The sequence below is a fragment of the Streptomyces roseifaciens genome, assembly GCF_001445655.1.
GTDB classification, from domain to species: Bacteria; Actinomycetota; Actinomycetes; order Streptomycetales; family Streptomycetaceae; genus Streptomyces; species Streptomyces aureoversilis.
On sequence record NZ_LNBE01000004.1, the window covers coordinates 3,030,836 to 3,053,275 of the forward strand.

The window sequence follows — 22,440 nt, forward strand, 5'->3', positions numbered from 1 at the left end:
GGCAAGTTAGCCGGTCGGCGAGGAGGGTCGTCCGGTGTCCCAGATTCCATGATCAGGAGCGGAACGTCAGGTTCAGCCCTGCAATGTCCGTTTCGTGAAAGCCGGAAGGCCGCCCGCTATGCGGCATTTTTCAGTGCTCTCGTGAGCAAACTCACAAGCAAGTCAGGACTTCTCCCGCGGACGCGTGGGGATAGGCGCGCCTAGCCTGTTCCTTTACGCAGGCCGCGAGAACACCCCCCGCGCACCCAGCGCACCACGACACCGCGAGGCAGCAAGTGAAGACCAGCACGACGAAGCTGACGTCCCGGAACGCGACCCCGAAGGCGAACCGGAAGACCGCCAACCCGCTCCGTACGACGCTCGTCCACCTCGAGGACGGCGCCTCCCTGCGGATCGCCGAGGCCGTCGCCCACGCCACCGAGCTGCCGCAGGTCACCGCGAACCCGCGCCGCACGGTGCTGATGACGGCGCCGGTCGTCGTCATCCCCCAGGACTGAGCGCCGCTCCCACGGGGCCGGCCGCCCGGTCCGGCCCCGCGGATCCGTCGCGCACGGGCGGCCGGCGGCCCCCGCGATAGCCTGGGGTGTCAGACTCCGGCCGGATCAGATAAGGGGCAAAAGCTTCCCGTGCGCATCGCCAGGTTCTCCATCGACGGCAACGTCGGCTACGGCGTCGTGGAGGGGGATGCCGCCACAGAAGGCGGCCCCGTCCTCGACATCATCAAGGGCATCCCCTACGGCGACTTCGAGCGCTCCGGGACCAAGGTCCCGCTGGACAAGGTCCGCCTGCTCCCGCCCGTCCTGCCCAGCAAGGTCGTGGCCATCGGCCGTAACTACGCCGAGCACGCCGCGGAGCTGGGCAACGAGGTCGGCGACGTCCCCGTGGCCTTCCTCAAGCCCTCCACCTCGGTGATCGGCCCGGGCGGCGCCATCGAGTACCCCTCCTTCTCCAGCGAGCTGCACCACGAGGCCGAGCTGGCCGTGGTCATCGGCCGCATGTGCCGCGAGGTCCCCCGCGAGCGCGTGAAGGACGTCATCCTCGGCTACACCTGCGCCAACGACGTCACCGCGCGTGACGCCCAGCAGCGCGAGAAGCAGTGGGCCCGGGCGAAGGGCTTCGACACCTCCTGCCCGCTCGGCCCCTGGATCGAGACCGAGCTCGACCCGGCCGACCTCGGGATCATGTGCACCGTCAACGGCGAACAGCGCCAGCTGGGCCGCACGAGCGACATGGTGCGCTCCATCGAGGACCTGATCGTCCACATCACCGAGGCGATGACGCTGCTCCCCGGCGACGTCGTCCTCACCGGCACCCCGGCCGGGGTCGGACCCCTGAACGTCGGCGACGAGGTCGCCGTCACCATCGAAGGCATCGGCACTCTCACCAACAAGGTGATCAAGCGTGGCTAACGCGAACGTCCGCGTACGTTTCTGTCCCTCGCCGACCGGCAACCCCCACGTGGGCCTGGTCCGCACCGCCCTGTTCAACTGGGCGTTCGCCCGGCACCACGGCGGCACCCTGGTCTTCCGCATCGAGGACACCGACGCGGCGCGCGACTCGGAGGAGTCGTACCAGCAGCTGCTCGACTCGATGCGCTGGCTGGGCTTCGACTGGGACGAGGGCCCCGAGATCGGCGGCCCCCACGCGCCGTACCGCCAGTCGCAGCGCATGGACATCTACAAGGACGTCGCGCAGAAGCTCCTGGACGGCGGCTACGCCTACCGCTGCTACTGCACCGCCGAGGAGCTCGACGAGCGCCGCGAGGCCGCCCGCGCCGCCGGCCGCCCCTCCGGCTACGACGGCAAGTGCCGCGTCGTCACGCCCGAGCAGCAGGCGGCGTACGAGGCCGAGGGCCGCGCCTCCATCGTCCGCTTCCGGATGCCCGACGAGGCGATCACCTTCACGGACATCGTCCGCGGCGAGCTGACCTTCACCCCCGAGAACGTGCCGGACTACGGCATCGTCCGGGCCAACGGCGCCCCCCTGTACACGCTCGTCAACCCGGTCGACGACGCGCTGATGGAGATCACCCACGTCCTGCGCGGCGAGGACCTGCTCTCCTCCACCCCGCGGCAGATCGCCCTGTACAAGGCGCTGATCGAGCTGGGCATCGCCAAGAGCGTCCCCGGGTTCGGCCACCTGCCGTATGTGATGGGCGAGGGCAACAAGAAGCTCTCCAAGCGCGACCCGCAGGCCTCCCTGAACCTCTACCGGGAGCGCGGCTTCCTCCCGGCGGGCCTGCTGAACTACCTGTCGCTGCTCGGCTGGTCGCTCTCCGCCGACCAGGACATCTTCTCGATGGAGGAGATGGTCGCGGCGTTCGACATCAAGGACGTCAACGCCAACCCGGCCCGCTTCGACCTCAAGAAGGCCGAGGCGATCAACGCCGACCACATCCGCCGCCTGGACGTGAAGGCGTTCGCCGAGGCCTGCGAGCCCTGGCTGCAGGCCCCGCACGCCCCGTGGGCGCCCGAGGCCTTCGACCGGGCCGCGTGGGAGGCCATCGCCCCGCACGCCCAGACCCGCCTCACGGTCCTCTCCGACATCACCGCCAACGTCGACTTCCTCTTCCTCGACGAGCCGGCCGAGGACGAGGCGTCCTGGGCCAAGGCGATGAAGGAGGGCTCGGACGCCCTGCTGCGCACGGTCCGCGCCAAGCTCGCGGACGCCGAGTGGAACGCCGATGCCATCAAGGCCGCCGTCGTCGCGGCGGGCGAGGAGCACGGGCTGAAGCTCGGCAAGGCCCAGGCCCCGGTCCGGGTCGCGGTCACCGGCCGTACGGTCGGCCTGCCGCTGTTCGAGTCCCTGGAGATCCTCGGGCGCGAGCGCACGCTCGCCCGCGTCGATGCGGCGCTGGCGAAGCTCACCGCCTGACGCACGGCCCGCACGGGGCCCGGCAGCCTCTCCCGAGGCCGCCGGGCCCCGTCGCGTCCGCACAGGGGCGTCTATCGATTTTGGCGCCCCGTCCTCCTTCGGGTAATGTTCTTCCTGCGCCGCCCGAGAGGGCCGAGAGGCCGGAGCGGAGGGCGCAAGCCGGACAAGCCCCCCTGAGGGGGGTGGAGTTACGGTGGGGTATGGTGTAATTGGCAGCACGAGGGTTTCTGGTTCCCTTAGTCTAGGTTCGAGTCCTGGTACCCCAGCAAGAGAAATTCTTCGCCGAAATTCTCTCGCAAAACTACTGATAAAGTAGGAAGCGCGCGAAAGCGCAAAAAGCGAAGTGCAAGCCCCCGTTGTGTAGCGGCCTAGCACGCCGCCCTCTCAAGGCGGTAGCGCCGGTTCGAATCCGGTCGGGGGTACCACAGAGAGAATGCCTCCCGCATAGGCGGGGGGCATTTTTTCGTGCGGCCTTCCATGCGCCCCGGCCCGGCCCGATAATCCCCTCATGGCCCATCCCCGCGGCGGCCGCTGCCGGCTCCGCCGCGCCACGAAGCCCTGCCCGCCGCGGAGTTCGGGCACCGGCGGGGCGCCGGAGTTGCGTCAGCACGACATCCGTCGCCGCGAGCCCGCCGCACTGGACGCCCTCGCAGCGGCCCATTCCAGGAGCGTCGAAGTGGATCCTCTCGTCCGCACGGCCGAACTGACCGTCGTCCCCACCGTCAGCCCGCCGGGCCTGCGGATCGTAGGGGTGGTCGACGCCGACTCGCACCGCCACCTCAGGGACGCCCTGCAGTCGGTGGCCTCCGTCCGCGGCGACCTGTGCCTGGAGATGTCCCGGGTGGAGTTCCTGGACCTCGCGGGGCTGCGGCTGCTCATGACCTTCGCCAGGGCCCGCGCCGCCCGCCACTGCACCGTGGAGCTGGCCGGGGTGCCGCCCCACCTGCTGCAGGTCATCACCCTCATCGGGTGGGACACCACGCCCGGCCTGCGGCTGGGGGCCGCGCATGGCTGCTGACCGCGCCGGCCTGGCCGGGTTCGTCCACCACGCCTGCCTGTACGGCTCCGACGCGGAGTTCCTGGCGATGGCGGTGCCCTTCGTGGAGGGCGGATTCGCCGCCGGGGAGCCCGTCCTCGCCGCCACGACGCCCGCCAACATCGAGCTGCTCCGGGAGGCCCTGGGGGAGGGCGCCCACCACCTCGACACCGCCGAGACCGCCCACTTCGGGCGCCGCCCCGTCGAGCGGGTGTCCGCGTTCCTGCGCTACCACGGGCGCCGCGCCCGCCCCGGGCGGCGGACGCGGATCATCGCCGAGCCGGTGTGGGGCGGCCGGTCCGCCCGCCAGACCGCCGAGTGGAAGCGCATGGAGTCCGGGCTCAACGTGCTCCTCGCGGACCTGCCGATGTGGATGATCTGCCCGTACGACACCCGCGTCGTCCCCGGGGACGTGGCCGAGGCCGCCGTGGCCACCCACCCCGTGCGCCTGGACGGCGAGCGGCAGACGCCATGCGACGCCTACGCCGACCCCGCGGCCTACGCCGCTGCGGTGCAGGGTCCCGCCCCGTGCCCGCCCTCCTCGGCGTGCAGCACGGAGCCCACGGCCGACGTCCCGGAGGTGCGCCGCCTCGGCCGGGAACGGGCTGCCGGCGCAGGTCTGACCGGCAACCGGCTCGCCCTCGCCGAGCTGGCCGTGCACGAGGCCGCCTCGTACCTCCTGGCCCCCGAGGGGGCCCGCCTCACGCTGCGGGCCTGGGAGGAGCCGGGCGCCGTGGTGTACGAGCTGCGGCGCACGGGGCCCGAGGGCGCCGCCGTGCCGCCGTTCGCCGGGTACCGCCCGCCCGCACCGTCCGGCGACGCGCAGGGGGCCGAGGACGGCCTGTGGCTCGCCCGCAGCCTCGCCGACTTCGTGGAAGTGAGCACACAGGGGCCGGAGACCGTCCTCACCCTGCGCATGGCGGGCCCGGGGGACGCGGAACGGCTGTGAGGGGCGCAGGGGCGCAGGGGCGTAGGGGCGTGGGGCGCCGTGGCCTGACGGCGTGGGGCCGCGAGGCGTCGGCGCCTCGTGCCCGGCCGCATGGGGCCCCGGGTGCCCCGTGCGGTCGCGCTCCGTGCGGCGCCTCGTGCGGGCCGGGCCCCGCGCCTCAGGCGGGCTCTTCGCCGCCGGCGAAGCGCCGGGCGGACTCCTCGGCGTGCGCCAGGCGGCGCAGGCTCAGCAGCACGGGCTCGTAGAGGACGGTCAGCGCGGCGACTGCCGCGACCAGCCTGCGGTTACGCGGGGGAGAGCTCCCCGAGCTCTGTCGTGCCGCCGGCCGATCTGCGCCGGCATGCCGGCGCACGGTCTCGGTGCGGCCTACGGCACGGAGCCGGTGGCGCGCCGCGGGGAGCGCGCGGCGCAGCGGTTCGCGAGCGCCTGGGGGACGCAAGAAGCGGCGCACGGGGCGGGGGCCCCGTGCGCCGCTTCGTCGTTCCCGTCCTTGCTCAGCCGTTGCGGCGCAGCGCTTCCGTCAGGCGCACCGCGGCGTCCAGCACCGCCTGGGCGTGCATGCGGCCCGGGTGGCGCGTCAGGCGCTCGATCGGTCCGGAGACCGAGACGGCGGCGACCACGCGGTTGGAGGGCCCGCGCACGGGGGCGGAGACCGAGGCGACGCCCGGCTCCCGCTCGCCGATCGACTGGGCCCAGCCCCGGCGCCGCACGCCCGAGAGCGCCGTCGCCGTGAAGCGGGCCCCCTGCAGACCGCGGTGCAGCCGCTCCGGCTCCTCCCAGGCCATCAGCACCTGGGCGGCCGAGCCGGCCTTCATGGGCAGCGTGGAGCCCACCGGCACCGTGTCCCGCAGGCCGGACAGACGCTCCGCCGCGGCCACGCAGATGCGCATGTCGCCCTGGCGGCGGTAGAGCTGCGCGCTCTCGCCCGTGACGTCCCGCAGGTGGGTGAGCACGGGGCCCGCCGTGGCCAGGAGCCTGTCCTCGCCCGCCGCGGCCGCCAGCTCGCTCAGCCGCGGGCCGAGGATGAAGCGGCCCTGCATGTCCCGCGCCACCATCCGGTGGTGCTCCAGGGCCACCGCGAGCCGGTGCGCCGTCGGACGCGCCAGGCCCGTGGCCGTGACGAGCCCGGCCAGGGTCGCCGGCCCGGACTCCAGCGCGCTCAGCACCAGAGCCGCCTTGTCGAGTACTCCCACGCCGCTCGAGGCGCTACCGGTGTTGTCCATGCAACGATACTTGCGTCTCACACTGTGAAACGCAAGTTCAATTTTCCCGGAGAAGCGCCAACCTGGATGGAGAGCACCCACAGGCACACGAATGTGACCGGCGAGGACGCCGGCCGGAGGGACAGCGATGGGACGCACACTCGCGGAGAAGGTCTGGGACGACCATGTCGTCAGGCGCGCCGAGGGCGAGCCCGACCTCCTCTACATCGACCTGCACCTGCTGCACGAGGTCACCAGCCCGCAGGCCTTCGACGGTCTCCGCAAGGCCGGCCGCCCCGTGCGGCGCCTGGACCTCACCATCGCCACCGAGGACCACAACACCCCGACCCTCGACATCGACAAGCCCATCGCCGACCCGGTCTCGCGCACCCAGCTGGAGACGCTGCGCAAGAACTGCGCCGAATTCGGCGTCCGGCTGCACCCGCTGGGCGACGTGGAGCAGGGCGTCGTCCACGTGGTGGGACCGCAGCTGGGGCTGACCCAGCCCGGCACCACCGTGGTCTGCGGCGACAGCCACACCTCCACCCACGGTGCGTTCGGCGCGCTGGCGTTCGGCATCGGCACCAGCCAGGTCGAGCACGTCCTCGCCACCCAGACGCTGCCGCTGGCCCCGTTCCGCACCATGGCGGTGACCGTCGACGGCGAGCTGCCCGAGGGCGTCACCGCCAAGGACCTGATCCTCGCCGTCATCGCCCGCATCGGCACCGGCGGCGGCCAGGGCTACGTCATCGAGTACCGCGGCACGGCCATCGAGCAGCTCTCGATGGAGGCCCGCATGACCGTGTGCAACATGTCCATCGAGGCGGGTGCCCGGGCCGGCATGATCGCGCCCGACGAGACCACGTTCGCCTACCTCGAGGGCCGGCCCCACGCCCCCCGCGGGGCCGACTGGGACGAGGCCGTCGCGTACTGGCGCACCCTGCGCACCGATGACGACGCGGTCTTCGACCACGAGGTCGTCATCGACGCCTCCGAGCTCTCCCCGTTCGTCACCTGGGGCACCAACCCGGGGCAGGGGGCGCCCCTGTCGGCGCACGTTCCCGACCCGGCCTCCTACTCCGACCCCTCCGACCGCCTCTCCGCCGAAAAGGCCCTGGAATACATGGGGTTGACGGCGGGTCAGCCGCTGCGCGACATCCGCGTGGACACCGTGTTCGTGGGTTCGTGCACCAACGGCCGGATCGAGGACCTGCGCTCCGCCGCAGCCGTCCTGGAGGGCCGCCGGATCGCCGACGGCATCCGCATGCTGGTCGTCCCCGGCTCCGTCCGGGTGGCCCTGCAGGCCGTCGACGAGGGACTGGACAAGGTCTTCACCGCGGCCGGTGCCGAGTGGCGCCACGCGGGCTGTTCGATGTGCCTCGGCATGAACCCCGACCAACTGGCGCCGGGCGAGAGGTCCGCGTCGACCTCCAACCGCAACTTCGAGGGCAGGCAGGGCAAGGGCGGCCGCACCCACCTGGTCTCGCCCCAGGTGGCCGCCGCCACCGCCGTGGTGGGCCATCTGGCCTCCCCGGCCGACCTGCCCGGCCCGGCCGGCGCGTCCGACGTCCGCACTCCCCTGGGGGCCTGAACAGCCATGGAAGCTTTCACCACGCACACCGGCCGCGCCGTACCGCTGCGCCGCAGCAATGTCGACACGGACCAGATCATCCCCGCGCACTGGCTCAAGAAGGTCACCCGCGACGGCTTCGAGGACGGGCTCTTCGAGGCCTGGCGCAAGGACCCCGAGTTCGTGCTGAACCGTCCCGAGCGCCGGGGGGCCAGCGTCCTGGTGGCCGGTCCGGACTTCGGCACCGGTTCCTCCCGTGAGCACGCGGTCTGGGCGCTGCAGAACTACGGCTTCAAAGCGGTCGTCTCCTCGCGTTTCGCCGACATCTTCCGTGGCAACTCGCTCAAGAACGGTCTGCTGACCGTCGTCCTGCCGCAGGAGACCGTCGACGCCCTCTGGGAGCTGACCGAGGCCGACCCGGCCGTCGAGGTGACCGTCGACCTCGTGGCGCGCCAGGTCCGGGCCGGCTCGATCACGGCTGATTTCGACCTTGACGAGAACGCCCGGTGGCGCCTCCTGGAGGGGCTCGACGACATCGGCCTGACCCTGCGGCACGAGCCCGACATCGCCGCCTTCGAGGCCGGAAGGCCTTCTTTCAAGCCCTCCACGGCCCAGATCTGACACGGATTTCGCGCCCCTCCGGGCGCCCGGGGCGACGCTCGGGGGACCCCGGATTTTCGCTGCTCACCAAGGGTTTGGCATGATGCGCCCCCTGTCTTCGGACAGGGGGCGCATCGCTCTGTTGAGGCCCTGTGAAGCGACAACTCGCCTCAGATGGCACAATCGGTGCATGGAACGCGACAGCCAACTCGAGCTATACCGGCTCGTCGCGGACCGACTCAAGGAAGCGCACTCCCGGGTGCGCGCACTGCAAGTCCCGGAGGGCGTACGGATGGCGCTGTCCCGGAAGCTGCTGGCCATCACGGCCGCGGCGAAGCACGATCTCTCAGGCGCCGCAATGCGTCTGGACCGGCTGATGAACGACCTCGACGAGGGCCGTTTCCCCGAAGAGCCCGACCGTGACGGAACTCCGTGATGGTCGAGTTCGTTGCGGCACAAGGGTGATTAGACCGTTTCGTGTTTGATTTGCGGTATATATCTGCCTAACGTGCGAAAAGGCTGGAGCGCATTCGTTCCAGCAATGTCTCCGAAGGGGAAGACGTGAACAAGGCGCAGCTCGTTGAAGCGATTGCCGACAAGCTCGGCGGCCGTCAGCAGGCCGCAGACGCCGTCGACGCGGTGCTCGACGCGATCGTCCGTGCAGTCGTCGCGGGTGACCGGGTCTCGGTCACCGGCTTCGGTTCGTTCGAGAAGGTCGACCGCCCGGCCCGTTACGCCCGCAACCCGCAGACGGGTGAGCGCGTGCGGGTCAAGAAGACCTCGGTGCCGCGCTTCCGCGCGGGTCAGGGCTTCAAGGACCTGGTGAGCGGCTCGAAGAAGCTGCCGAAGGGTGGCGAGGTCGCCGTCAAGAAGGCGCCCAAGGGCAGCCTTTCGGGCGGCAAGGTCACCGCCAAGGCCGCGGCCAAGAAGGCCACCGCCAAGAAGGCGACGGCGAAGAAGGCCACCACGGCCGCCACCGCCAAGAAGGCCGCCGCGAAGAAGACCACGACGGCGAAGAAGACCACGGCCGCCGCCAAGAAGACGACGGCGAAGAAGACGACGGCGAAGAAGGCCACCACGGCCGCCACCGCCAAGAAGACCGTCGCCAAGAAGGCCGCCCCGGCGAAGAAGGCCACCGCGGCCACCGCCAAGAAGGCCGCCGCGAAGAAGACCGCCCCCGCCAAGAAGGCCACGGCGACCAAGGCCACGACGCGCAAGACCACCACCGCGCGCAAGACCACCGCCAAGAAGACCGCTGCCAAGAAGTAAGGCGGCGAACGGCGTCACGCGCCGGGCCGGGCTCCCCTCGGGGAGCCCGGCCCGCGGTGTGTCCGGGCTCCGGTCAGAGCGTCTGAAGCGTCACCAGCGTCACGCGGCGGCCCTCCGGGGCCCCCTCTGCGCCCGTGGCGCCCTCCGTGCACTCGATGCGCACGCGCTGCCCCGGCCGCAGCAGGCGCAGGCCCCCCGCGTCGAAGGCCGCTGCGTCGAAGGACAGCGGGGTGCCGTCGTCCAGGAGCACGCTCCCGGAGCGCGTCTGAGGGTCGAAGGTGTAAGCGGTGGCCTGCATGTCAGCAGCCTAGTCGGCGCGGGGCGGAGCGTTCCGCCCCGGCCGCCCCGTGCCGCTGCGCACCGCCCGCACGGGGCGGCCGCCCCGTGCCCCCGCGGCCCCCGCCGCCCGGCTCCGCGGGGGCGCCCACGAGGGCGGCCGTACGGGGCCCCACGCCCAGGGCCAGGGCGGCCCGCAAATCCGCCTCCGTATCCACGTCCCGGCGCACGGAATCCACCCCGGTCAGCCCGATCTCCCGCGCCCCCGAGTCCCGGTGCCGGGCGCGCGAATGTCCTTCGAACGCCGGCGCCAATTCCATTCCCGGCGCCGCCGCCAGCAGTGTCGTTCCGATTCCCGCCGCGTCCGCGAGAAATGCGCGGGGGAATTCCGTCGCGGAATCGAGGACCCGGCCCAGTTCCGCCGGGCGCAGGGCGGGGAGGTCCGCGTTGAGGGTCGCCACGGCGGCGCCGGCCCGCCCGGCCCGTACGGTCCGCGCCCCGTGCGCAAGGGCGCGGTTCAGGCCGCCCGGCCCACCGGGTTCGGCCAGGACGCGCGCCCCGAGGGCGGTGAGCTCGGCCCCGGCCAGCGGATCGTCCGTGACGACCACCACATCCCGTACCGCCGCACAGGCCAGTGCCGCGGCCACGGTGTCCACGGCGAACGCCAGCGCGAGCGCGGCGCGGGGCCCCTCCCCGGCCCCGGTGCCGAGACGGCTCTTGGCCAGGGCCAGCGGCTTCACCGGCACCACCAGCGTCCAGACCACATCCGCCCCCTCTCTTCGCATCCGCCTCATTGTCACCCGCTGCCGCAGCCGCCCGCGGAGCGCGGGGTTACGGTGTTCTCGACAGACCGGGGACCTGGGGCGACACTTGTGCGGCCTCCGGGTTCAGCACAGCTCCAAGGTCCCAAGAGAAGGGTGTCCGAGTGTCCCGCCACAGAATCGGCTTCTGGTACCGCTTTACGGCGGTGTTGGCTAAACCGCCGCTCGTGGTTCTGTTCAAGCGGGACTGGCGGGGAATGGAGCACATTCCGGCCGACGGCGGTTTTATTACCGCCGTCAACCACAACTCGTATCTCGACCCGCTCTCCTACGCCCACTACCAGTACAACACCGGGCGCGTCCCCCGCTTCCTCGCCAAGGCCGCCCTGTTCAAGGGCAGCTTCGTCGGCGCCGTCCTGCGCGGCACGGGGCAGATCCCCGTCTACCGGGAGTCGGCCGACGCCGCGGCCGCCTTCAAGGCCGCCGTCGCGGCCATCAACAAGGGCGAGTGCGTGGCCTTCTACCCCGAGGGCACCCTGACCCGCGATCCCGACATGTGGCCCATGGAGGGCAAGACCGGCGCCGCCCGCGTCGCGCTCCTCACCCGCGCACCGGTCATCCCGGTTGCCCAGTGGGGCGCCAACGAGGCCATGCCGCCGTACGCCAAGGAGAACAAGCTCCGGCTCCTGCCCCGCAAGACGCTCAAGGTGATGGCCGGCCCGCCCGTCGACCTCTCCGCGTACTACGACAAGGAGCCCACCGCGGACGTCCTGCGCGCCGCGACCGACGACATCATGACCGCCATCACCGCCCTCCTCGCCGAACTGCGCGGCGAGCCGGCCCCCGCCGAGCCGTACAACCCCAAGAAGGCCCGCGCCGCGGCCCGCCGCAAGGCCCAGGAGGACGAGAAGTGACGCGCTGCGCCGTATACGGCACCGGTTCCTGGGGGACCGCCTTCGCGATGGTCCTCGCGGACGCCGGCTGCGAGGTCACCATGTGGGGGCGGCGCGCCGCCCTCGTGGAGGCCGTCAACACCACCCGCACCAACCCCGACTACCTCCCGGGCGTCGAGCTCCCGCGCTCCGTGCGGGCCACCACCGACCCCGCCGAAGCCGCACGGGGCGCCGAATTCACGATCCTCGCCGTGCCCTCCCAGACGCTGCGCGGCAACCTCGCCGAGTGGGCCCCCCTGCTGCCCGCGGACACCGTCCTCGTCTCCCTGATGAAGGGCGTCGAGCTGGGCACCGCCAAGCGCATGAGCGAGGTCATCGAGGAGGTCGCCAAGGTCCCCGCCGGCCAGGTGGCCGTCCTGACCGGCCCCAACCTCGCCAAGGAGATCGCCGCGCGGCAGCCCGCCGCCGCCGTCGTCGCCTGCCGCGACGAGTCCGTGGCCAAGCGCCTCCAGGCCGCCTGCCACACCGCCTACTTCCGCCCGTACACCAACACCGACGTGGTCGGCTGCGAGCTCGGCGGCGCCGTCAAGAACGTCATCGCCCTCGCCGTCGGCATCGCCGACGGCATGGGGCTCGGCGACAACGCCAAGGCCTCCTTGATCACCCGCGGCCTGGCCGAGACCACCAGGCTGGGCCTGGCCATGGGCGCCGACGCGCACACCTTCGCCGGCCTCGCCGGCATGGGGGACCTCGTCGCCACCTGCGCCTCCCCGCTCTCCCGCAACCGCACCTTCGGCGCGAGCCTCGGCCGCGGCATGACCCTCGCGGAGACCATCGCGGTCACCAAGCAGACCGCCGAGGGCGTCAAGTCCTGCGAGTCGGTGCTGGATCTGGCGCGCCGCCACGGAGTCGACATGCCGATCACGGAGACCGTGGTGGAGATCGTGCACGAGGGCAAGCCGCCGCTGGTGGCCCTCAAGGAGCTGATGTCGCGCAGCGCCAAGGCCGAGCGGCACTGACGCCGCCCGCACCACGAGGTACTCTCGTCGCGATATGAGCAGCGAGATCACCCCCCAGAGCCCTGGCCGGAAGCCGCGTGTGGCGGTCGTCTTCGGCGGCCGCAGTTCCGAGCACGCCATTTCCGTGGTCACCGCCGGCGCCGTGCTGCGCGCCATCGACCGCACGAAGTACGACGTGCTGCCGATCGGCATCACCACGGACGGCCGTTGGGCCCTCACCGCCGACGACCCCGAGCGGATGGCCATCACCGACCGCGCGCTGCCGAGCGTCGAGCAGCTCGCCCAGTCGCCCGACGGCTCCGTCGTCCTGCCGGTCGACCCCTCCGACCGCGAGCTCGTCTACACGGAGCCGGGCACGATGCCCAAGGCGCTGGGCGAGGTCGACGTGGTCTTCCCCGTCCTGCACGGCCCCTACGGGGAGGACGGCACCCTCCAGGGCATGCTGGAGCTCTCCGGCATCCCCTACGTGGGCGCCGGAGTGCTCGCCTCGGCCGTCGGCCAGGACAAGGAGTACATGAAGCGCGTCTTCATCTCCTTCGGCCTGCCCGTCGGCCCGTACGAGGTCGTCCGCCCCCGCGAGTGGGACACCGACCCGGCCGCCGCCCGGAAGAAGATCGTCGACTTCGCCGGCGAGCACGGCTGGCCCGTCTTCATCAAGCCCGCCCGCGCCGGCTCCTCCATGGGCATCACCAAGGTCGACGACATCTCCGGCCTCGACGAGGCCGTGGCCGAGGCGCGCCGCCACGACCCGAAGATCCTGGTCGAGTCGCTGCTGCGGGGCCGGGAGATCGAGTGCGGCGTCCTGGAGTTCGAGGACGGGCCGCGCGCCAGCGTCCCCGCCGAGATCCCCCCGGTCACCGCCCACGACTTCTACGACTTCGAGGCGAAGTACATCGACTCCGCCGCCGGTCTCGTCCCCGCACCGCTGACGCCGGAGGAGACGGCGAAGGTGCAGGAGCTCGCCGTGCAGGCCTTCGACGCCGCCTCGTGCGAGGGCCTCGTGCGCGCGGACTTCTTCCTCACCGAGGACGGCGAGTTCGTCATCAACGAGATCAACACCCTGCCGGGCTTCACGCCGATCTCCATGTACCCCCGCATGTGGCAGGAGACCGGCGTCGGCTACACCGAGCTGATCGACCGCCTCATCCAGGCGGCCCTGCGCCGGCCCACGGGCCTGCGCTAGACGACCCCCACCGGGATCGTCCTCGCGACGGCGCCGGCGAGATCGGTGAGCGCACCGAGATCGCCGGCCTCGCCGACGACCTTCCTCGGCAGCGTCACCTCCACGAACGCCTCCCGCAGGGTGGTCGTGCAGCGGACGCTGCCGTCCGGCCGCCGCTCCGGCAGCCAGTCCACACCGTCGATCTCCACCGAGTCCGCGGCGGGGTTGTAGTGTTCGGAACCGGGCTTGATGATCTCGGGACGCTCCACCCCGCAGCGCAGGGCGATCGCGGGATCACCCCACACGGCGGTGAAGTCCGAGACGGGATCGGCGGTGCGCCGCTGTTTCCCGTCCACGGTCTTCGGCAGCTCCTTGTGCAGGGCCCGGCAGAGCCCGGCCGCCCGCGCCGACGGCGTGGGGACCGCGGGACCCTCCGCGCCGCCCGACGGCGAGCAGCCGGCGGCCGCGCACAGCACGACGACAGCGGACAGGCCGAAGGGCCGGCGGAGGGAAGACTTCACCGGGCGAGCATACGGGGGACCTACAGATGGACGACCGGGCAGGTCAGTGTGCGGGTGATGCCCTCCACTGCCTGGATCCTGGCCACCACCATGCGGCCGAGCTCGTCCACGGTCTCGGCCTGGGCACGCACGATCACGTCGTACGGACCGGTCACGTCCTCGGCCTGGATCACCCCCGAGATCTTCGAGATGACTTCGGCCACGGTCGACGCCTTGCCGACCTCGGTCTGGATCAGGATGTACGCCTGTACCACGGAACCTCCAGGGCGGCTACGAGGATCATGTGGGGAGAAGAGACGCCACGGTACCGCGTCGCCGCACGGCGCGGGGAGACCCGCGCTGCCTGCGCGGCGCGGCGTATGTCACAACCGATACTCCTAGGAGGAGCTCAGTGAAAGGCACCGTGGGCGAGTTGGGGGAGTTCGGGCTCATCAGAGAGCTTACTTCCCGGCTCACCACCACCCCTGCGGTCCGGCTCGGGCCGGGTGACGACGCCGCGGTGGTGGCTGCGCCCGACCGGAGGGTCGTGGCCAGTACGGATGTGCTTCTGGAGGGGCGGCACTTCCGCCGCGACTGGTCGACCGCCTACGACGTCGGGCGCAAGGCCGCCGCGCAGAACCTCGCCGACATCGCGGCGATGGGCGCGGTGCCGACCGCGATCCTGCTCGGCCTGGTCGTCCCCGCCGAACTCCCCGCCACCTGGCCGACCGAGCTGATGGACGGCATCCGCGACGAGTGCCAGGTCGCCGGTGCGGCGGTCGTCGGCGGCGACGTGGTGCGCGGCGAGACCATCACCGTCGCCATCACGGCCCTCGGCGACCTGCGCAACCACGAGCCGGTCACCCGCTCCGGCGCACAGCCCGGCGACATCGTCGCCGTCACCGGGTGGCTCGGCTGGTCCGCGGCCGGACTCGCGGTGCTCGCCCGCGGTTTCCGCTCGCCCCGCGCCTTCGTCGAGGCCCACCGGCGCCCCGAACCGCCGTACCACGCGGGCCCCGCGGCGGCGGGCCTCGGCGCCACCGCGATGACGGACGTCAGCGACGGCCTGATCGCCGACCTCGGCCACATCGCGGAGGCCAGCAAGGTCCGCATCGACCTGCACACGGCGGCCATCGACGTGCCCACCCAGATGTCCGACATCGGCCAGGCCGTCGGCGTCGACCCGCTGCAGTGGGTGCTGACCGGGGGAGAGGACCACGCGATCGTCGCGACGTTCCCGCCGGACGTGAAGCTGCCCGCCCGCTGGAAGGTCATCGGCGAGGTCGTCAGCCCCTCCGCCCTGCCCCAGGTCACCGTGGACGGGGCCCCGTGGGACAAGGCCGGCGGCTGGGACCACTTCGGGGAACTGGAGCCGGGGGAGCAGCACGGGGCGGGGCCCCACGGGCCGCACGGGGCGCCGCTGTAGATTCGGCCCCATGCCGATACCCCCACGCGTGCTGACCGTCGCCGGATCCGACTCCGGCGGCGGTGCGGGCATCCAGGCCGACCTCAAGACCATGCTCGCCCTCGGCGTGCACGGCATGAGCGTGGTCACGGCCGTGACCGCACAGAACTCCCGCGGCGTGCAGGGAGCCTGGGAGCTGCCCGCGGAGGCCGTACGGGCCCAGTACCGCAGCGTCGTCGACGACATCGGCGTCCAGGCCGTGAAGACCGGCATGCTCGCCTCGGAGGAGCTCGTGCGGACCGTCGCCGAGCTCCTGGCGGGCACCGCCGCCCCCGTGGTCGTGGACCCGGTGGGCATCTCCAAGCACGGCGACGCCCTGCTCGCCGCCTCCGCCCTGGACGCGGTCCGCACGAAGCTGCTGCCGGCGGCCACCGTCGCCACCCCCAACCTGGACGAGGTCGCGTGGCTCACGGGCCTGCGGGTCGCCTCGGAGGCCGACATGCGCCGGGCGGCGGACGCCGTGCTCGCGTACGGGCCCCGGTGGGCGCTCATCAAGGGCGGGCACCTGGAGGGGGACGCGCTGGACCTCCTCACGGACGGCGCCGAGGAGCACTGGCTGCGGGCCCCGCGCCACGACAACCGCCACACGCACGGGACGGGGTGCACGCTGGCGAGCGCCATCGCCTCCGGGCTCGCCAAGGGGCACACGGTGCCGGAAGCGGTGACCGCGGCCAAGGACTACGTCACCGGCGCCATCGCGGCCGGATTCCCCCTGGGGGACGGCATCGGGCCGGTCGACCACGCGTGGCGGTGGCGTTCTTAGCGCACGGGGCGGGGGAGGCCCGGCCTTACGGCGGTGAACAGTCCGGGCTCAGGCCGTGAGCGGACACGGCAAGAAGCCGGCCCACCGCTAGGTGGACCGGCTTTCAAGGCAACCAGATGGGCAGCGCCACGACGTGAGACGTCACAGCGAGACCGGCTCGCCCCCGCTCGCGCGGGGGACAGCACTCGCTTAGCGCGAGACCTTGTCGGCCTTGATGCACGAGGTGCAGACGTTGAGCCGCTTCGGCGTCCCACCGACCACAGCACGCACCCGCTGGATGTTGGGGTTCCAACGACGGGGGGTACGGCGGTGCGAGTGCGAAATAGCGTTGCCGAAGCCCGGCCCCTTGCCGCAGACGTCGCAGTTGGCAGCCACGGGTTACTCCAAAGACGGGTCACCCCCGCTTACGCGGAGACGACAGGCACGTACGGAAAATCCCTGCGTGCCGAAATCTGTAGTGACCGGCATTACCAGGGGGATGGCCTGATTCTCATCAGGCAACCGGAGCAGCATACAACGGCCGCTCCCGTTCGACGAAACTACCATGGCTGCCCGGGCTGTGACCTGTCCGACCTGTCTGACCTGTCCCGTCCCCCCGGCCGCCCGCCCTCCCTCCGGGCCGCGCCCCGGGACTAGTCTGCGATCACCGCCCCACCGCCCCCGGGAGTCCGAGGAGGACACGCACGTGCCGCACCCGCTGGACGCCTCCGCGGTACGCACCTGGTGCGCACTGGCTCTCGACGCGCTGGGGCGGGCCCGCGAGGAGATCGACGCCATCAACGTCTATCCCGTCCCGGACGGCGACACCGGCACGAACCTGTACCTGACCGCCGAATCCGCCGCCAGGGCCGTCGACGCCGTCTTCGACGGCCACGCCACCACGGGCCCCGCCTCCCGCCCCACGCTCCCCGACGCCGTCCGCGCCATGGCCCACGGCGCCCTCATAGGCGCCCGCGGCAACTCCGGCACGATCCTGGCCCAGCTCCTGCGCGGCATGGCGGAGGTCCTGGCGGGAGGCGGGGAGCCGCGCCCCGCGCCCTCCCGCACGGGGCGCCCCGCCGCCGACGCCGAGCTGCTGCGCCGCGCCCTGCTACGGGCCGTGGAATCCGCGTACGAAGGCGTCGCCCGCCCCGTGGAGGGCACCATCCTCACCGTCGCCGCGGCCGCCGCCGACGCCGCCGCAGCAGCGCAGGGCGACGGCGCCGCCGTGGCCCGCGCCGCGGACGAGGCGGCCCGCTCCGCCCTCGCGATGACCCCCGGCCAGCTCGACGCCCTCGGCCGGGCCGGAGTCGTCGACGCCGGCGGCCTCGGCCTCGTGGAGGTGATCGGAGCGCTCGCCAGGACCCTGTCCGGGGAGGCCTACCCGCGCGGCACGCGCGCGTGGACGCGGCCGGTCCCCGTAGCGCCGCAGCCCCCCGCACCGGCGGAGGGCCCCGTGCCCTGCCCCGCCACCGCCCCCGGCGGCGCCTCGCCCGCCTTCGAGGTCATCTACCTCCTGGACGCCGACGACACCGCCGTCCCCCGCCTGCGCACCCGGCTCGACGCCCTCGGCGACTCCCTCGTCGTCGTCGGCGGCGACGGCCTGTGGAACGTCCACGTCCACGTGGACGACGCCGGAGCCGCCGTCGAGGCCGGCATCGAGGCGGGGCGCCCCCACCGCATCCGCATCACCCACTTCGCCGGAGCCGCCGCAGAAGTCGCCGCCGCAGCCCCGGCAGGCGACCCCGGCCGCACCCGCGAGCCCGCCCAGCGCGCCGTCGTCGCGGTCGTCCCCGGCGAAGGGCTCGCCGGGCTGTGCACGGACGCCGGCGCCACCGTCGTCGCGGCCCGCCCCGGGGAGCCCCCCGCCAGCGGGGAGCTCGTCGACGCCATCCGGCGCGCCAACGCCCGCGAGGTCGTCCTGCTCCCCAACGACCCCGAGCTGCAGCACGCCGCGGCCGCCGCGGCAGAGCAGGCCCGCGCCGCAGGCGTCCGCGTCGCCCTCATCCCGACCCGCGCCGCCGTCCAGGGCATCGCCGCGCTCGCCGTCCACGAGCCCGCCCGCCGCTTCGACGAGGACGTCGTCGCGATGACCTCCGCCGCCGGAGCCACCCGCTACGCCGAGCTCGCCGTCGCCGAACGGCAGGCCTGGACCATGGCCGGCGTCTGCCAGGCGGGCGACGTGCTCGGCCTCATCGACGGCGACGTGGCCGTCATCGGCTCTGACCTCGCCGCCACCGCCGCGACCGTCCTGGACCGCATGCTGGCCGCGGGCGGCGAAATGGTCACCCTCGTCCTCGGCGCGGACGTCCCCGACGCCGTCGCCGACCGCCTGGAGCGGCACGTACGGGGCGGTCACCTCGCCGTCGACACGGTGGTCTACCGGGGCGGGCAGCAGTCGCCGCCGCTGCTCATCGGCATCGAGTGACGTCGGGCGCGCCGGCGGACGAGACACCGGACGAGGCGCCGAATGGCACCGTCTGTCAGTGCCGTGGTGTGCAATGGGACGCGTGCCAGCGCTTCACGAACCCCTGAAGAAGATCCTCGGCGGCAGCACCGCGAAGGTGATGGCCGAGCACCTCGACCTGCACACGGCCGGCGATCTGCTGCACCACTACCCGCGCCGCTACGCCGAGCGCGGTGAGCTGACGCGCCTGGCCGACCTGCCGCTGGACGAGCACGTCACCGTCGTCGCCCAGGTCGCCAAGGCCGCCATGAAGACGTTCAACCACGGCAAGGGCGTCCGCCTGGAGGTCGTCGTCACCGACGGCAGCGGCTCCCTGACCCTCGTCTTCTTCGGCCGCGGCGCCTACGCGCGGGAGAAGGAGCTGATCCCCGGCCGCCGCGGCATGTTCGCGGGCAAGGTCTCGGTCTTCAACCGCACCCGCCAGCTCCTCCACCCCGACTACGAGCTCCTGGACCGCGACAGCGGGGCCGGCGCCGCCGAGGCCTTCGCAGGCCGTCTCCTGCCGATCTACCCCGCCTGCAAGCAGTTCCAGTCCTGGAAGCTCACCAAGGCCGTCGACACCCTGCTGGATCTGTTCGAGGCCGAGCAGTGGCAGGGCCTCACCGACCCGCTGCCCCCCTCGCTGCGCGACGGCCGCGGCCTGGCCGCGCTCCCCGACGCCTTCCGCAAGGTCCACCGGCCCCGCACCAAGGCCGACATCGAGGACGCCCGGGCCCGTCTGAAGTGGGACGAGGCGTTCGTCCTCCAGGTCGCCCTCGCCCGCCGCCGGCACGCCGACTCCCAGCTGCCGGCCGTGGCCCGCAAGCCCGTGGCCGGCGGCATCCTCGACGCCTTCGACGCCAAGCTGCCCTTCACCCTCACCGAGGGCCAGCGCACCGTCTCCGCGGAGATCTTCGACGACCTGGCCACCGAGCACCCCATGCACCGCCTCCTGCAGGGAGAGGTCGGCTCGGGCAAGACCATGGTGGCCCTGCGCGCCATGCTCGGCGTCGTCGACGCCGGCGGCCAGGCCGCCATGCTCGCCCCCACCGAAGTGCTCGCCCAGCAGCACCACCGGTCGGTCACCGAGATGATGGGCGAGCTGGCCGAGGGCGGCATGCTCGGCGGCGCCGAGCAGGGCACCAAGGTCGTGCTGCTCACCGGCTCCATGGGGACGGCCGCCCGCCGTCAGGCGCTGCTCGACCTCGTCACGGGCGAGGCCGGCATCGTCATCGGCACCCACGCCCTCATCGAGGACAAGGTCCAGTTCCACGACCTCGGCCTGGTCGTGGTCGACGAGCAGCACCGCTTCGGCGTCGAGCAGCGCGACGCCCTGCGCTCCAAGGGGAAGCAGCCGCCGCACCTCCTGGTGATGACCGCGACCCCGATCCCGCGGACCGTCGCCATGACCGTCTTCGGCGACCTGGAGACCTCCGTCCTGGACCAGCTGCCGGCCGGCCGCTCGCCCATCGCCACCCACGTGGTGCCCGCCAAGGACAAGCCCCACTTCCTCGCGCGCACCTGGGAGCGGGTGCGCGAGGAGATCGAGGGCGGCCACCAGGCCTACGTGGTCTGCCCCCGCATCGGCGACGACCTGGGGGAGGAGGGCGACGCCAAGGCGCCCGCGAAGGGCGCCGCGAAGAGCGCCTCCAAGGGCGGGCCGGAGGACGAGGCCGGGCAGGCCGCGGCGGGGGGCGACGGCGAGCGGCGCCCGCCCCTCGCCGTCCTGGACGTCGCCGCGCAGCTCGCCAAGGGCCCCCTGAGCGGGCTCCGCGTGGAGGTGCTGCACGGCCGCATGCAGCCCGACGCCAAGGACGACGTGATGCGCCGCTTCGCCGCCGGCGAGGTGGACGTCCTGGTGGCCACGACCGTCATCGAGGTCGGCGTGAACGTGCCCAACTCCACCGTCATGGTGATCATGGACGCGGACCGGTTCGGCGTCTCCCAGCTCCACCAGCTGCGCGGCCGCGTGGGGCGGGGCTCGGCCCCGGGCCTGTGCCTGCTGGTCACCGACGCCCCGGAGGCGAGCCCCTCCCGCGCCCGCCTCGCCGCCGTCGCCGGCACCCTGGACGGCTTCGAGCTCTCCCGCATCGACCTCGAACAGCGCCGCGAGGGCGACGTCCTCGGCCAGGCCCAGTCCGGCGTCCGCTCGTCCCTGCGCATGCTCACCGTCATCGACGACGAGGAGGTCATCGCCGCCGCCCGGGAGGAGGCCGCGGCCGTCGTCGCCGCCGACCCGGAGCTGGAGGCGCTGCCCGACCTGCGCACCGCGCTGGACGCCCTGCTGGACGAGGAGCGGGAGCAGTACCTGGACAAGGGCTGAGCCCGCCCGTCCGGCCATCAGGCCTGCGCCCCCGCTGGGCAGCACCCGCGGAGGCGCCCGGCGGGCTCCGACGCCCTAGGCTGAAGGGGCGGCGCCCCGGCCGGCCGACCGTCAGGCCCGGCGCAGCCCCGCTGCACCGTCAGACCTCCACACCTCCACACCGTCGCGAAGGACCGAGGACCCCATGACCCGCGTGATCGCCGGCATCGCCGGCGGACGCCGCCTGGCCGTGCCGCCCGGCACCGGCACCCGCCCGACCTCAGACCGGGCGCGCGAGGGCCTGTTCTCCACCCTGGAGTCCCTGCTGGGCACCCTCCACGGCACCCGCGTCCTGGACCTGTACGGGGGCTCGGGCGCGGTCGGCCTGGAGGCCCTCTCGCGCGGCGCCGCGCACGTCCTGCTGGTGGAGGCCGACGCCCGCGCGACGCGCACCATCCGGGAGAACGTCCGCACGCTCGGGCTGCCCGGAGCCGAGGTCCGCTCCGGCAAGGCCGAGCAGATCGTGGCGGGCCCGCCCCCCGCGGCCCCGTACGACGTGGTCTTCCTCGACCCGCCCTACGCCGTCACCGACGAGGCGCTCCGCGAGATTCTCCTCACACTCCGTGCCGGGGGGTGGCTTGCGGACGAGGCGCTGGCCACCGTGGAGCGCAGCACCAGAGGCGGGGAATTCCCCTGGCCGGACGGTTTCGAGGCACTGAGGGCCCGTCGCTACGGCGAGGGGACGCTTTGGTACGGTCGCGCCGCCTCGACGTGCGCCGAAGAGACTTCTCCCCGCGCGTCATGAATGGACCGGAGAGCGAGGAGACACCGTTGCGCCGCGCCGTCTGTCCGGGGTCGTTCGACCCCGTCACCAATGGACACCTCGACATCATCGCCCGCGCTTCCAGGCTGTACGACGTCGTCCACGTCGCAGTGATGATCAACCAGTCGAAGAAGGGCCTGTTCACGGTCGACGAGCGGATAGACCTGCTCCGCCGGGTCACCGCCGAGTACGGCAACGTGAAGGTGGAGTCCTTCCACGGCCTCCTCGTCGACTTCTGCAAGCAGCGTGACATCCCCGCCATCGTCAAGGGCCTGCGGGCGGTCAGCGACTTCGACTACGAGCTGCAGATGGCCCAGATGAACAACGGGCTCTCGGGCGTCGAGACCCTGTTCGTCCCGACCAACCCGACGTACAGCTTCCTGTCGTCCAGCCTGGTCAAGGAGGTCGCAGCCTGGGGCGGCGACGTCTCCCACCTGGTCCCGCCGCTGGTGCTGGAGGCGCTCACCGAACGGCTCGGCGAGCGCTGACACCCCGCCCCTCCCGGCAGCTGTCGGGCGGAGGCCGACTGCCCGTACAGTCGACCCCGTTCG

At 72.7% G+C, this 22,440-nt stretch carries 25 protein-coding genes and 2 tRNA genes; 20 read left to right on the forward strand and 7 right to left on the reverse strand.

What is annotated here, in order from left to right:
- Window positions 1-275 precede the first annotated feature (275 nt).
- From AS857_RS30790 to AS857_RS30820, 7 genes are all read left to right on the forward strand, one after another.
- Window positions 276-497: a hypothetical protein gene (locus tag AS857_RS30790; RefSeq protein WP_420823981.1), complete on the forward strand. Its 222-nt coding sequence runs from the start codon at window positions 276-278 to the stop codon at window positions 495-497.
- A 129-nt stretch (window positions 498-626) separates the two neighbouring features.
- Complete coding sequence (locus AS857_RS30795; protein ID WP_058046435.1) at window positions 627-1,409, forward strand: fumarylacetoacetate hydrolase family protein; 783 nt, start codon at window positions 627-629, stop codon at window positions 1,407-1,409.
- Window positions 1,402-2,874 (forward strand): glutamate--tRNA ligase, encoded by a 1,473-nt coding sequence (gene gltX, locus AS857_RS30800; RefSeq protein WP_058046436.1) that lies wholly within the window; start codon window positions 1,402-1,404, stop codon window positions 2,872-2,874. Before AS857_RS30795 ends, gltX begins: the two co-directional genes overlap by 8 nt.
- A gap of 194 nt (window positions 2,875-3,068) precedes the next feature.
- Window positions 3,069-3,140, forward strand: a tRNA-Gln gene (locus tag AS857_RS30805).
- A gap of 83 nt (window positions 3,141-3,223) precedes the next feature.
- Window positions 3,224-3,299 (forward strand) — tRNA-Glu (locus AS857_RS30810).
- An 83-nt stretch (window positions 3,300-3,382) separates the two neighbouring features.
- Window positions 3,383-3,892, forward strand: coding sequence for an STAS domain-containing protein (locus AS857_RS30815; RefSeq protein WP_079110741.1), 510 nt, complete (start codon window positions 3,383-3,385; stop codon window positions 3,890-3,892).
- Window positions 3,882-4,859, forward strand: a complete 978-nt coding sequence (locus AS857_RS30820) for a sensor histidine kinase (RefSeq protein ID WP_058046438.1) — start codon at window positions 3,882-3,884, stop codon at window positions 4,857-4,859. The genes AS857_RS30815 and AS857_RS30820 overlap by 11 nt, the downstream gene beginning before the upstream one ends.
- A 157-nt stretch (window positions 4,860-5,016) precedes the next feature.
- On the opposite strand, the gene AS857_RS40145 is transcribed toward AS857_RS30820, so the two are convergent.
- Together AS857_RS40145 and ndgR are read right to left on the reverse strand one after the other, a co-directional pair.
- Window positions 5,017-5,310 (reverse strand): hypothetical protein, encoded by a 294-nt coding sequence (locus AS857_RS40145; RefSeq protein WP_058046439.1) that lies wholly within the window; start codon window positions 5,308-5,310, stop codon window positions 5,017-5,019.
- 43 nt (window positions 5,311-5,353) lie between these two features.
- Window positions 5,354-6,082 carry an IclR family transcriptional regulator NdgR gene (gene ndgR / locus AS857_RS30830; RefSeq protein WP_058046440.1) on the reverse strand — a complete coding sequence of 243 codons (729 nt, stop codon included), beginning with the start codon at window positions 6,080-6,082 and terminating at the stop codon, window positions 5,354-5,356.
- A gap of 127 nt (window positions 6,083-6,209) precedes the next feature.
- On the opposite strand from ndgR, the gene leuC reads away from it, so the two are divergent.
- From leuC to AS857_RS30850, 4 genes are all read left to right on the forward strand, one after another.
- The gene (leuC, locus tag AS857_RS30835) at window positions 6,210-7,652 is read left to right on the forward strand and encodes a 3-isopropylmalate dehydratase large subunit (RefSeq protein ID WP_058046441.1); all 1,443 of its coding nucleotides are present in this window, start codon (window positions 6,210-6,212) and stop codon (window positions 7,650-7,652) included.
- 6 nt (window positions 7,653-7,658) lie between these two features.
- Complete coding sequence (gene leuD / locus AS857_RS30840) at window positions 7,659-8,252, forward strand: 3-isopropylmalate dehydratase small subunit (protein WP_058046442.1); 594 nt, start codon at window positions 7,659-7,661, stop codon at window positions 8,250-8,252.
- A 169-nt stretch (window positions 8,253-8,421) separates the two neighbouring features.
- Window positions 8,422-8,667 (forward strand): SCO5555 family protein, encoded by a 246-nt coding sequence (locus tag AS857_RS30845; protein ID WP_058046443.1) that lies wholly within the window; start codon window positions 8,422-8,424, stop codon window positions 8,665-8,667.
- 125 nt (window positions 8,668-8,792) lie between these two features.
- Complete coding sequence (locus tag AS857_RS30850; RefSeq protein WP_058046444.1) at window positions 8,793-9,500, forward strand: HU family DNA-binding protein; 708 nt, start codon at window positions 8,793-8,795, stop codon at window positions 9,498-9,500.
- A 73-nt stretch (window positions 9,501-9,573) separates the two neighbouring features.
- Here AS857_RS30850 and AS857_RS30855 read toward each other — a convergent pair whose 3' ends face one another.
- Together AS857_RS30855 and cofC are read right to left on the reverse strand one after the other, a co-directional pair.
- On the reverse strand, window positions 9,574-9,798 hold the full coding sequence (locus tag AS857_RS30855) for a hypothetical protein (RefSeq protein ID WP_058046445.1): 225 nt from the start codon (window positions 9,796-9,798) through the stop codon (window positions 9,574-9,576).
- A 1-nt stretch (window position 9,799) separates the two neighbouring features.
- Window positions 9,800-10,540 (reverse strand): 2-phospho-L-lactate guanylyltransferase, encoded by a 741-nt coding sequence (gene cofC, locus AS857_RS30860; RefSeq protein WP_107105684.1) that lies wholly within the window; start codon window positions 10,538-10,540, stop codon window positions 9,800-9,802.
- 161 nt (window positions 10,541-10,701) lie between these two features.
- On the opposite strand from cofC, the gene AS857_RS30865 reads away from it, so the two are divergent.
- The 3 genes from AS857_RS30865 to AS857_RS30875 are packed head-to-tail and all read left to right on the forward strand — an operon-like array spanning window position 10,702 to window position 13,632.
- A complete protein-coding gene (locus AS857_RS30865; protein ID WP_058046446.1) occupies window positions 10,702-11,451 on the forward strand; it encodes a lysophospholipid acyltransferase family protein in 750 nt (249 codons plus the stop codon).
- On the forward strand, window positions 11,448-12,449 hold the full coding sequence (locus AS857_RS30870) for an NAD(P)H-dependent glycerol-3-phosphate dehydrogenase (protein ID WP_058046447.1): 1,002 nt from the start codon (window positions 11,448-11,450) through the stop codon (window positions 12,447-12,449). Before AS857_RS30865 ends, AS857_RS30870 begins: the two co-directional genes overlap by 4 nt.
- 34 nt (window positions 12,450-12,483) lie before the next feature.
- A complete protein-coding gene (locus tag AS857_RS30875) occupies window positions 12,484-13,632 on the forward strand; it encodes a D-alanine--D-alanine ligase family protein (RefSeq protein ID WP_058046448.1) in 1,149 nt (382 codons plus the stop codon).
- Here AS857_RS30875 and AS857_RS30880 read toward each other — a convergent pair.
- Window positions 13,629-14,132: a DUF3515 domain-containing protein gene (locus AS857_RS30880; RefSeq protein ID WP_058046449.1), complete on the reverse strand. Its 504-nt coding sequence runs from the start codon at window positions 14,130-14,132 to the stop codon at window positions 13,629-13,631. The genes AS857_RS30875 and AS857_RS30880 overlap by 4 nt on opposite strands.
- A gap of 20 nt (window positions 14,133-14,152) precedes the next feature.
- Window positions 14,153-14,386 carry an Lrp/AsnC family transcriptional regulator gene (locus AS857_RS30885; protein WP_030369306.1) on the reverse strand — a complete coding sequence of 78 codons (234 nt, stop codon included), beginning with the start codon at window positions 14,384-14,386 and terminating at the stop codon, window positions 14,153-14,155.
- 137 nt (window positions 14,387-14,523) lie between these two features.
- Here AS857_RS30885 and AS857_RS30890 point away from each other — a divergent pair, with 137 nt between their 5' ends.
- Window positions 14,524-15,537, forward strand: a complete 1,014-nt coding sequence (locus tag AS857_RS30890) for a thiamine-phosphate kinase (RefSeq protein ID WP_058046450.1) — start codon at window positions 14,524-14,526, stop codon at window positions 15,535-15,537.
- Window positions 15,538-15,547: 10 nt separating this feature from the next.
- Window positions 15,548-16,339 (forward strand): bifunctional hydroxymethylpyrimidine kinase/phosphomethylpyrimidine kinase, encoded by a 792-nt coding sequence (gene thiD, locus AS857_RS30895; RefSeq protein ID WP_058046451.1) that lies wholly within the window; start codon window positions 15,548-15,550, stop codon window positions 16,337-16,339.
- Window positions 16,340-16,528: 189 nt separating this feature from the next.
- Here the strand turns inward: thiD and rpmB are convergent, their stop codons facing one another.
- Complete coding sequence (rpmB, locus tag AS857_RS38230) at window positions 16,529-16,714, reverse strand: 50S ribosomal protein L28 (protein ID WP_078660562.1); 186 nt, start codon at window positions 16,712-16,714, stop codon at window positions 16,529-16,531.
- A 310-nt stretch (window positions 16,715-17,024) separates the two neighbouring features.
- On the opposite strand from rpmB, the gene AS857_RS30900 reads away from it, so the two are divergent.
- From AS857_RS30900 to coaD, 4 genes are all read left to right on the forward strand, one after another.
- Entirely contained in the window at window positions 17,025-18,746 is a 1,722-nt protein-coding gene (locus tag AS857_RS30900; protein ID WP_058046452.1) for a DAK2 domain-containing protein, read from the forward strand.
- Between the two features lie 73 nt (window positions 18,747-18,819).
- Window positions 18,820-21,087: an ATP-dependent DNA helicase RecG gene (recG, locus tag AS857_RS30905; RefSeq protein WP_058046453.1), complete on the forward strand. Its 2,268-nt coding sequence runs from the start codon at window positions 18,820-18,822 to the stop codon at window positions 21,085-21,087.
- A gap of 184 nt (window positions 21,088-21,271) precedes the next feature.
- A complete protein-coding gene (gene rsmD, locus AS857_RS30910; protein WP_058046454.1) occupies window positions 21,272-21,871 on the forward strand; it encodes a 16S rRNA (guanine(966)-N(2))-methyltransferase RsmD in 600 nt (199 codons plus the stop codon).
- Window positions 21,872-21,897: 26 nt separating this feature from the next.
- Window positions 21,898-22,377: a pantetheine-phosphate adenylyltransferase gene (gene coaD / locus AS857_RS30915; RefSeq protein WP_275477388.1), complete on the forward strand. Its 480-nt coding sequence runs from the start codon at window positions 21,898-21,900 to the stop codon at window positions 22,375-22,377.
- Window positions 22,378-22,440 lie beyond the last annotated feature (63 nt).